This is a genomic window from Paraburkholderia nodosa DSM 21604, assembly GCF_000519185.1.
Taxonomy (GTDB): domain Bacteria; phylum Pseudomonadota; class Gammaproteobacteria; order Burkholderiales; family Burkholderiaceae; genus Paraburkholderia; species Paraburkholderia nodosa.
The window spans coordinates 1-9690 of record NZ_JAFA01000092.1 but is presented as its reverse complement, the minus strand read 5'-3'; the positions used below and the strand labels follow the sequence as shown (position 1 = coordinate 9690).

At 56.5% G+C, this 9690-nt stretch carries 11 protein-coding genes and 1 pseudogene; 6 read left to right on the top strand and 6 right to left on the bottom strand.

Going from position 1 to position 9690, the window contains the following annotated elements:
* Nucleotides 1–241: IS4 family transposase (locus A3CW_RS0143740; RefSeq protein WP_028209119.1), on the top strand; the 241-nt coding region annotated here is incomplete at its 5' end.
* Here A3CW_RS0143740 and A3CW_RS52015 read toward each other — a convergent pair.
* From A3CW_RS52015 to A3CW_RS0143730, 3 genes are all read right to left on the bottom strand, one after another.
* Complete coding sequence (locus tag A3CW_RS52015; RefSeq protein WP_211254145.1) at nucleotides 212–508, bottom strand: hypothetical protein; 297 nt, start codon at nucleotides 506–508, stop codon at nucleotides 212–214. The two genes, A3CW_RS0143740 and A3CW_RS52015, sit on opposite strands and share 30 nt — an antisense overlap.
* A 148-nt stretch (nucleotides 509–656) precedes the next feature.
* Nucleotides 657–1415, bottom strand: coding sequence for an IclR family transcriptional regulator (locus tag A3CW_RS0143735; RefSeq protein WP_028209118.1), 759 nt, complete (start codon nucleotides 1413–1415; stop codon nucleotides 657–659).
* 60 nt (nucleotides 1416–1475) lie between these two features.
* Nucleotides 1476–2666, bottom strand: a complete 1191-nt coding sequence (locus A3CW_RS0143730; RefSeq protein WP_028209117.1) for a M24 family metallopeptidase — start codon at nucleotides 2664–2666, stop codon at nucleotides 1476–1478.
* Nucleotides 2667–2862: 196 nt separating this feature from the next.
* Between A3CW_RS0143730 and A3CW_RS0143725 the strand changes: the two genes are divergently transcribed.
* The 4 genes from A3CW_RS0143725 (at nucleotide 2863) to A3CW_RS0143710 (ending at nucleotide 6291) form a co-directional block, all read left to right on the top strand.
* Nucleotides 2863–3630: a substrate-binding periplasmic protein gene (locus A3CW_RS0143725; protein WP_028209116.1), complete on the top strand. Its 768-nt coding sequence runs from the start codon at nucleotides 2863–2865 to the stop codon at nucleotides 3628–3630.
* A 13-nt stretch (nucleotides 3631–3643) separates the two neighbouring features.
* A complete protein-coding gene (locus A3CW_RS0143720) occupies nucleotides 3644–4294 on the top strand; it encodes an amino acid ABC transporter permease (protein ID WP_028209166.1) in 651 nt (216 codons plus the stop codon).
* A gap of 86 nt (nucleotides 4295–4380) precedes the next feature.
* Complete coding sequence (locus A3CW_RS0143715) at nucleotides 4381–5103, top strand: amino acid ABC transporter ATP-binding protein (RefSeq protein WP_028209114.1); 723 nt, start codon at nucleotides 4381–4383, stop codon at nucleotides 5101–5103.
* Between the two features lie 12 nt (nucleotides 5104–5115).
* Nucleotides 5116–6291: a trans-sulfuration enzyme family protein gene (locus tag A3CW_RS0143710; protein WP_051482105.1), complete on the top strand. Its 1176-nt coding sequence runs from the start codon at nucleotides 5116–5118 to the stop codon at nucleotides 6289–6291.
* A 43-nt stretch (nucleotides 6292–6334) separates the two neighbouring features.
* Here the strand turns inward: A3CW_RS0143710 and A3CW_RS0143705 are convergent, their stop codons facing one another.
* The gene (locus A3CW_RS0143705) at nucleotides 6335–7561 is read right to left on the bottom strand and encodes an ISL3 family transposase (RefSeq protein ID WP_028209112.1); all 1227 of its coding nucleotides are present in this window, start codon (nucleotides 7559–7561) and stop codon (nucleotides 6335–6337) included.
* Between the two features lie 155 nt (nucleotides 7562–7716).
* Here A3CW_RS0143705 and A3CW_RS0143700 point away from each other — a divergent pair, with 155 nt between their 5' ends.
* Nucleotides 7717–7905 (top strand): CCE_0567 family metalloprotein, encoded by a 189-nt coding sequence (locus tag A3CW_RS0143700; RefSeq protein WP_028209111.1) that lies wholly within the window; start codon nucleotides 7717–7719, stop codon nucleotides 7903–7905.
* A 269-nt stretch (nucleotides 7906–8174) separates the two neighbouring features.
* Here A3CW_RS0143700 and A3CW_RS0143695 read toward each other — a convergent pair.
* A pseudogene (locus A3CW_RS0143695) lies at nucleotides 8175–8534 on the bottom strand (integrase core domain-containing protein); the annotation flags it as partial.
* A 37-nt stretch (nucleotides 8535–8571) separates the two neighbouring features.
* Entirely contained in the window at nucleotides 8572–9633 is a 1062-nt protein-coding gene (locus A3CW_RS0143690; RefSeq protein WP_028209109.1) for an IS630 family transposase, read from the bottom strand.
* Nucleotides 9634–9690 lie beyond the last annotated feature (57 nt).

The following is a 9690-nucleotide window of genomic DNA, read 5'->3' as shown; positions in this document are numbered from 1 at the left end:
CCTTGATGCGACGCTGTTCTTCGATCCTGACGAGATTCACGGTGCCCACCTGCTGCTGAAAATACGACGACCGTCGAAACCGCTCGGACTCAACGAAATGATCCGACTGGTGGCGCGGTGCGGTGGCTTCCTCGCTCGCAAAGGCGACGGCGAACCGGGCGCAAAGACGATATGGCAAGGTCTGGAGCGCGTCATGACGGCAGCGGAAACTCTACGCGGACTGCGCCATGAACTCGCGTAGTCCGAGATGTGTATAACGCGGTGAGTTAAGGGCGGCCGTAAAGCCTTTTTGCGCGAGTTCTTCGTTGTCCAGGCAAAGATTCGGCGCGAGTTTTTCTGCCACGCGGCGAAGGGTCAACGCTTTTTGAGAGTGATTGTCGACACCCGCGACGGCTTTTCTTGCGTCTGGCTTGAGGTCGTATGTGGTAGCAAAAAACTGCTTGAACTTGTCAACCTGTCCCCAGCGATCGGGAGTAAAAACGCAAACGAAGGGCGTACGATTTGTCATGGCAAGCTCGTAGTAGGCATCCTTGCTGATGCTTGACTGACCGAGATCAGTGACCAGGACACCCGGTCCCGATTATGTTACCTCACCAGGAAGCCAACTGCAGCGATGGCCACCAGTGTTTCGGCGGCTGGCGTGGCGCCTGTCTGTCTCAGCCAGAATGAAACCCGCAATTGCGCGTGATCCGACTCGCTGCGGCGACAACAGCCTCAATCACGTTTTGTCGTTTGAGTTCAGGGCTGAAGTGCTTCGAGTAAGCGACACTGATCGCTGTCCGCATCTGCCCGCTGACATCCCCGACGAGGGCGCCTACTGAGGAGATCCCCATAACCTGTTCGTCCTCGATCAGAGCATATCCGTCGGTCCGAATCTTATGCAAGGACGCAACAAGTTTTTCCGGGTCGGTAATCGTCTTGGCCGTGCTCTGCTCCAGCGGTTCTAGTCGCAGCAGTTCAAGGGCCTGGTCGTCAGGGAAGGACGAAAGGATGGCCTTACCAATGGCCGTATTGTGTAGTCCAATAGGAGACCCGGGTTGTACCCTGACGGTCACTGGTCCCTTGCCGTCGACACAAAGCAGATACATTGGGGTTTTGTCCTGAAGCACGCCAAGATAACCATCGATACGCATGCTATCAGCCAGCAACTGGAGTTCTCCGCGGGCCTCCAACAACAACGTGTCTCGCGCCATCAGCGCCGCCCCCATATTCAACGTCTGGTACCCGATACTGTACCGACGCGTAACAGGGTCTCGTCTCAAATAATGCTTTGCGGTCAAGGTGTTGAGGAGACGCTGAACGATGGCCGGACTTAAACCGAGCCGACGGGATATTTCTCGAGGCCCCATCGGCTCCTGCGACGCATTGAGTAGCTCCATGACGTCGAGGCCGCGCTCAAGTGATTGACTCTTCATTGGGTCTTGTCTATACGAAAGCCTGGCGGCCTATGGATGGTCGGGTTGGGCGATGGGCCCTTACTTTACCCGATCTTGGCATAGTTCCCGAGTCGAATGGGTCAAAAGCTCGTGTCCGCCATCCGTGATGATAGCCGTATCTTCCACCATCATGCCGCCCCAACCGAGTTCGTAGTAGGGGGTCTCGACGCAGAAGACCATGCCCGGTTCGAGTAGGACGTTCGAATTGGGGGCGATGGGGGGAAATTCATGGGAATGCAAACCGATGCCGTGGCCACAGTGACTCCGCTGGTAATCCGGCAGCGCACCTTGCCGAACAGTGTCGATAGCGATCTTGTAAATGTCGCTGGCCAACGCGCCTGGTCTCAAGGCCGCAATTTGCGCCTGCTCGCCGGCAAGCAGTGCCGCGTAGCGCTCGGCTTGTTGATCGCTTGGGCCCCCAACCGTCAGAGTACGGGCCATGTCTGAACAGTATCCCTGTACGGTGCAGCCAATGTCCATGCGCACGAGGTCTCCGTTCTCAAGGCGCTTGGCGCGAGCGTAGGCATCAACCCGTGAGCTGCGCTCGCCGGACGTAACGACGACGAAGCGCGGGATGCCCCCCCCTTGAACGATAGCGCCGTTAATTTCGCCTGAGATATCGAGTTCCGTGACGCCAGCTCGAATCATAGGCACGATGGATTCGAGCGCTTTGTCGGTGATGCGTGAGGCATGACGCAGCAATGCGAGTTCGCCTGGCAATTTCGTTGCGCGCGCTCGCTTTAACGAAGGCGCCCCGTTTTGGAATGCCACCTGAGGGAATTGCCGCCAAATTGTCCGTGCCAATTTTTCGTCGCGCGTGTCCAGGCCCACGCGGCCGCCGCGGATTTCGAAGCTACGTAATGCGGACACGATCGTATCGACAAAATTGTCACCCGGTTCCGGCATGTCTGCATAGCCGGCCACTCTGGCCGTTGCGCCGACGTAAAAGACGCCGTATCGCCAGATGCACGATGGGTCTTCCAATTCCTCTAAAGCAGCGGCTGCATCGCTCGCGCCAGTAATCAGGGCCACCCGATCGCGTGTTGCGATCGCGGCTTGCGCATATGGACCAGCGTCCTGAAGGATGCTCCGGTAGCCCGTCAGGTAACCGACGTGGACGGGGTCCGTAGTGATGATTGCGTCAAGTTCCGGCGCAGCCGAGAAGAGTTTTTGCCTGCACGAGAAGGCAAGGCTGAGGGAGTGTTGCTCGAGACTATCGACAAAGCTCATGGATTTCTCCGTCCTGGTGATCGTACCTATTATAGGAACGACGTTCCGATAAAGTAAACCATGTATCAGAGCTCGTTAACCCCCATAACGTTGCCCATGCCCGAGGTCGATAATAACGGAACAGTGAACCGATATTAGGAACATACGGACAGCAGGATGTGGGTCTGTCACTTACCTTTCTTGGAGGAGATCGACGATGTTCAAAAAGAGGCTTGGTACTGCGATGTTCGTGTGCGTCGCGGCTGCGGTGTTCGGGCATTCGGCTGCCGTGCTGGCGGACGGCAACGTGACGACCGCTAAGTTGGCTGTCGGAGCTGCGCCCGATGCGCCACCTTTCTCGTATATCCAAGGGGGCAAATTTCTTGGAATTAGCAACGACATCTTGCAGAGGGTAGGGAAGCTAGAAAACCTTGATATGCGTTATCAGCAGATGGCATTCGACGGTTTGATTCCGGCACTCCAGGTTGGACAACTCGATATCGCCGTAAGCGGTATCTTCATTACGAAGGAACGTCAGGCAATTGTGGACTTTTCGACGCCTTATTTCGTCGAAGGTGCTCTCGTCGTAGTTCCGGTGAACAGTGCAATCAAGAGCCTTGCTGAACTCAAGGGCAAAACGATTGCTTGCGAACAGGGCTCTGCCGCACTGAAAGTAGCGCGTGAGCACGCGGCTGAATGGGGCGTCACGCTGCGCATCCTCCAGGATCCGGCAAGTATGCAACTTGCGATGAGATCGGGTGACGTGGCCGCGATGATCTACGACTCCGCACTGGTGAACTATCAATTGCGAATCGAAGGTGCCAAGCCTACGATCAAGATCGTGAGTCCTGTGCTAGATCCGACAGGTATCGCGTTCGCCTTCCCGAAAGGCAGCAAGTGGGTCGCAATCGTCAACCGGGGCATCGCGAAATTGAAAGCCAGCGGCGAATTGGATGCCATTGCGAAGACTTACAACATGAATTGAGGTGCAGCTACTCATGAAAGATTTGAATTGGCTTTGGGATTACCTTCCTTCTCTTTGGGAGGGGTTGAAACTAACGGTGATCCTGACAGCGACATCGATGATTTTCGGCGGCGTACTAGGTTTGCCTCTCGCGTTTATGAAAATGTCCAAGTTCCGCTTAGCGGCTTCGCTTGCCGGAGCATATGGAACCGTCATCCGCGGCATGCCGCTACTCGTCCAAATTTTGCTAGTTTACTTTGGTCTACCCGTGTTGACGGGTGTTCGGACACCCGCAACAATTGCCGGCGGAATTGCCATGGCGCTATACACGGCGGCGTTTCTGGCCGAAGTCTTTCGCTCAGGGATTCAGGCAGTCGATCGAGGGCAAATGGAGGCTGGACGTGCAATCGGGTTTGGTCATTGGCAAACCATGAGACTGGTGATTATTCCGCAAGCATTTCGAACCATGATTCCGAATTTGGCGAATCAGCTTAGCATCACGCTCAAGAATACGTCGCTTTTGTCTGTTATAGGTGTAACGGAACTCACGCTCGCTGGGCAGAACATTTACATGCAGAATTTTGACATGATCCGTGTCCTCTCGATAGTGGGCGGCATGTATCTTGTCATATACCTCATAGCCGAACGCATGACCGGCTATCTCGAACGAAGGGTTTCTCGATGAATGCGCCAATTCGTCTTCTTTCTGAGCTCGGAGGTCAATCCGAGCCAGGTGCTAGCGCGCACCAGGTTGCAGCCGAAAGTGTCTCCATGATTTCTGCGAGCGGTGTCGAAAAAGCGTTTGGATCAGTTCAAGTGCTCAATGGCGTTAGCATGTCGGTCGCCGAGGGCGAGGTGGTTTCCTTAATCGGTGCATCTGGATCTGGAAAATCAACGTTCCTCCGCTGTCTGAATTTACTCGAGACGCCGGACGCTGGAACCATACATATCGACGGCGAAGATGTGCTAAGCAGGCGGTACGACGTAAACAAATTGCGTCGAAAGATCGGCATGGTGTTTCAGAACTTCAACCTGTTTAGCAATATGACGGCACTCGAGAACGTGACTCTCGGACCGACGAGGTTGCTGGGGATGTCAAAGCTGCAGGCGAGGGAAGAAGCTGAGGAGCTATTGGCTAAGGTGGGCCTGATTGAGAAGGCCGGTGTAGAGCCGCAAAAACTGTCCGGCGGGCAGAAGCAGCGCGTCGCGATCGCCCGCGCGCTGGCCATGAAGCCGCGTGCACTTCTCTTCGACGAACCGACGTCGGCGCTTGACCCTGAGATGGTACGTGAGGTGCTGGACGTCATCAGGAATCTCGCCCGCGATGGGATGACGATGGTTGTTGTTACCCATGAAATGGGGTTTGCTCGTGAGGCAAGCAAGCGCGTCGCATTTATGCACGGCGGGAAAATCCTGGAAATTGGGCCGCCGGCCCAGGTGCTTGGCAATCCGCGTGAAGAACGAACGCGCGAATTTCTCTCAAAAGTGCTGTGAGGTGGCGCAAAAATGGCAGATCATGTTTTTGAACAATCGACTCTGTGCGTTCATAGGACTGGCGCGAGCACCGAGGGATTTCGGAGCTTTTCTACGCCGGTGTATCGGGCGTCCACGATCGTATTCCCAAGCGCACAAAGTTATCGCGATCGTTCCCTTCAGTTCCCGGACGGATATAGCTACGGGTTGATGGGGACACCAACGACCCGTTCACTCGAGGAACAACTGACCCGACTCGCAGGGGGCGTTCGTTCCGTCCTTGTTCCGTCAGGGCAAGCCGCTATATCAGTCCTCATGTTGACTCTATTGGCGCACGGCGATCATGTCCTGATTCCCGATAGCGTCTACCCGCCGGTGAAGGATTTTGCGGAGGAGGTCCTGCAGCGCTATGGAGTCGCGTTCGACATCTACGACCCGATGAACCTGCAGTCTCTGCGCAGCTCTATCAGAGTTGGGCGGACAAAGCTGATTTGGATAGAAGCTCCGGGTTCGACAACAATGGAAGTCTGTGACATCCGTGAAATCGTAAGTATCGCGAAAGAAAATGATGCGTTGACCGGTTGCGATAACACATGGGCAACGTCGATTTTTTGCAAGCCGATTTCGCTAGGCGTGGACGTCGTGGCTGAAGCGTTGACCAAGTATGTCGGCGGACATTCCGATCTTTTGCTGGGTGCGTTGAGCTTTGCGTCGATGGATGTTTATCTGCAGGTAAGAGAACAACTCGCAAATTTGGGCATAGGTGTATCGCCTGATGACTGCTCTCTAGCGCTGCGTGGCATTGAAACCATGTCAGTGCGCCTGGCACACGTCGGGTCGACCGCCCTGGAATTCGCACTGCGCTTGAAGGACCGCCCTGAAATTGCCCGTGTTATTCACCCGGCGCTTCCGGAGTCTCCCGGACACGAGTATTGGAAGCGGGACTTTCAGGGGAGTACTGGCGTATTTTCTGTCCAACTGCAGATGCAAGACACGGCGCAAATCGACCGGGCACTGGGTCGTCTTGAATTGTTCGCAATCGGCGCGTCATGGGGAGGGACGCGAAGCCTCGTTGCACCGATGTCGCTCGATGGGCAACGTAGCTTTGGAGCGGGCAGTTGTAATTCAACGTATTTGAGATTCAGCGTCGGATTGGAAAGTCCGCTCGATCTTTGGCGTGATATCGAGCGATTGTTGTCAGCCCTTTAGTTAATTTTGTTGGCTCTTTTGAATTTGGAGTGGGTGATGCGACTCACGAGGCATGCGGGTTGAAGCCGGAGAAGTCGAGCTTGCCGGCAACGAGAAAGAGGACCGTGCGCATTGTCGTGAAGCGCGTGTAACCGCGAGCCTTTCGCTTGGCCGCTTGAAACAAGCCGTTGATGGCTTCAATGAAGCGGTTGGTCTGGCGGGTCTGAGTCCAGGCGACGATGCCGTCGAAGTGCCGACGTATCAGACGCGCAACGTCCTTCATTGGCTCGACTTTTGAGCGCATGACATTGGTGCACCACTGCCGCAACATCTCGGAGACAACATGGATTTGCTTGCGTTCGAGAATCTCGCGCAGTTGCTCGCGATACAGCCATGCGCGGGCGGTGCGCCTGGTGGCGTACTGCCTGACAAGCGCCTCGAGGTCGGTCAATTGCGCAAGATTCAGTTTGTTGGCGTCCTTGAGCAGCGTCCGGCGCATCCCTTTGAGTTCCGGGTCGGCTTTCTGTTGTTGGCGGCGCACCATATCAAGCGCCTTGGACGCATGGGCGACGACGTGAAACTTGTCGAATGTCACTCGCGCATTGGGCAGATGTTCGCTCACGCCCTTAATGAACGCGGGCGACATGTCGATGCTTGCGGAGGTGACTTGCTCGGGCGTGCCGTTGTGCTGGCTAAGGTACGCCGCAAAGCGCTCAATCGTCTTCGCGTCGCGGCCGGGCGTGACGAACACGNCGCGGCGCGCCTGCATATCGGCGACCAGCGTCAGATACTCGTGGCCGCGCCGGTACGAGGTCTCGTCAATAGCTACCGTGCTCACGTCCGACAGGTTCGCCGACGCGAGCGCGAGTTCCACATAGCGCGAACAGATGGCATGCACCCGGTGCCACGACAGATTGACGATGCGCGCCACAGCGGCAAACGGCATCTGCTGCGCCAGCATCAGCACCAGCGCTTCGAACAGCAACGTGAAGCCGTCGAGTTGGCCAACCCAATTCGGCTGCGCGAGCCGTACCGAGCCGTCTGGCAAGCGCACGCGCGGCACCCGCACTTCCAGATAGCACTCGTGCTGGAAGAAATTCAGGTGGCGCAACCGCTTGATTTGCGTGTCATGCACTGGGTGCTCACCGGCAACCCCGGGGTAAGCGAAGCGGCTGCCAGCGACAAAGTCCACGGCAATCGTGAGTTGTCGTTTGGCCGTATCAAAGTCGACACCTTGCACGTACCACGGTGCCTTGATTCCCAAGGCGGCTTCAAAGAGTTGATTCGTCACTCGCATCGTCCCGCATGTCTGATTGCAGCATTCTGCCGCAACCAGCCATGCGCCAGCTTGTCGATTCAAAGCGCCTCAAGGGTTCCCTGCGCCGGGCTCACGCCCGCCCTTGACCCGCCAAACCGCCCACTCGAATTTCAAAAGAGGCTTTAGATATGTTAAACGACGCAGAAGAACTGGATGCTCACCTAAAAAAACTCAATGCGCGCGCCGCAGAAGCGAAGATACATTTACAGGAATTCTCAGAGCAGCTTCCAGGAAATTGGGAGCATGTTGTCACCGTTGCTCAGCGCTGCTATGACGCGTACGCCGCGCTGATGGAAGCCCGCAAAGTCGCCGGGTGAGCGACATGAAGGGCCGGAAAGCTGACGAAAAAAATGTTTCGTTTCAGAAATAACTACAAGATCTATGAAGCGTAGGTTCCCGATGCGCAGATACCAAAATCAGCGTCGGCCTAGCTCACAGAAGAGGATCATGCGCACAGATTCGGCTTCCACGACGCAGTCTACCCTGGCAATTGTGCTCGCAGTCTCAAGTCTCACTGGAGCTTGCGCCAGCCAAATTGAAAGGTCGCGGAAATTTTCAAGCTAGTTGTCGCCTCAACGAATAAATATCAGGCGGCCTTTCTCTCTTGGTTGCGGCGTTGTGGTGTGACGCCGGGGTTATCGATGCGATCGGGATTCAGATGCACTGTGTCGACGCGCTGCCAGTTGCGCGTGGGTCCGTTCCATCGGAACGGATTGCGCTGCCTTGCCGCCTCGTAAAGCGCTGCGCGTCGACGCAGAATGTCCTGATCGAGATTGGCATGACGCTGCGCCGGCGTCACGAACCGGATCGCGCTGTGACGATGCTCCTCGTTGTACCAGCGCACCAGTGCACCCACCCAGGTGCGCGCGGCGAACAGGGTATCGAACGCCTTGAGGGGATGGGCAGGCCGGTACTTCAGGGCCTTGAACAGCGACTCGGAAAATGGGATATGTGATCTGGCTCATATCCCCTAGTCGACTGCATCATTGAAATAGCACTGGTCGAATTCGCCGCGATGGATCGTCGTACTTCCATTTAATCGGCCTGGGATTCTTGTTGTGCTCGCGGATATAGCGCATCAGCTTGCGCTCCAGATCCTTTACCGTGGTGAAGATGCCTCGCGCAATCACGTCGCGCTGGATGCGCGAGAACCAGTTCTCCACCTGATTTAGCCAGGAGGTATAGGTCGGCGTGTAATGCAACCGCACGTTTCGGTGTTGCCGCAGGAACTCATGCACGCGCGGGGTCTTATGGCTGCTGACGTTGTCGCAGATCACATGGATCTCTCGTTTGGGCCGCTGGCTGGCTACAACGTCGGTGAGGAAGGCCACGAACTGCTCGCTGGTATGGCGCGGCGCCGTCTTGCCGATGACTTCCCCGGTTGACGTGTTGAGCGCGGCGAACAGGCTAAGCGTGCCGTTGCGCTTGTATTCGAAGCCGTGGCTCTCGGCGCGCCCGGGTGACAGCGGCAGCATCCGGTCTTTTCGATCCAGGGCCTGAATTGCCGTCTTCTCGTCTACGCAGAACACCACCGCGTGTGCGGGCGGGTTCAGATACAGACCGATCACATCTGCCGCCTTGGTCTCGAAGTCAGGATCATTTGAGACCATGTGCGTATCGAGCCGATGGGGCCGCACGCCGTGCTTGCGCCAGATGCGCTGGACCGTCGAGGCGCCCACATCGCCCAAAGCCGCAGCAAGCTTATAGCTGCTCCAATGCGTCGAGCCGTCCGCAGGCCGGTGCTTGAGCGTGAGATTCAGGACCCGCGACTCCAGCTTTTCAGGCGGATGTACCGGGGCTCGTCCCGGATGGCGCGCGTAAAGGCCAGCCAGCCGCTCGGCCAGAAACCGGCTCGACCAACGGCTAATGAAGCGGGAGTCACAGCGCAGCCGCTGCATGATCGCCTCACGTGTCTCGCCGTCGTCAAGCATCAGGATCAACCGGGCACGCCGCGTGTCCGCTGCGCGCACCGTTTGGCTACGAGCCGCCGACAGCAATTGTTTGCGCTCAAGCGTGGTCAAGTTCATCTTTTCCATGTGTTTCATTGAATACCAAATTGGGTGCTTTTTCAATGACGCAATGGACTAGTCCATTGAACCAAT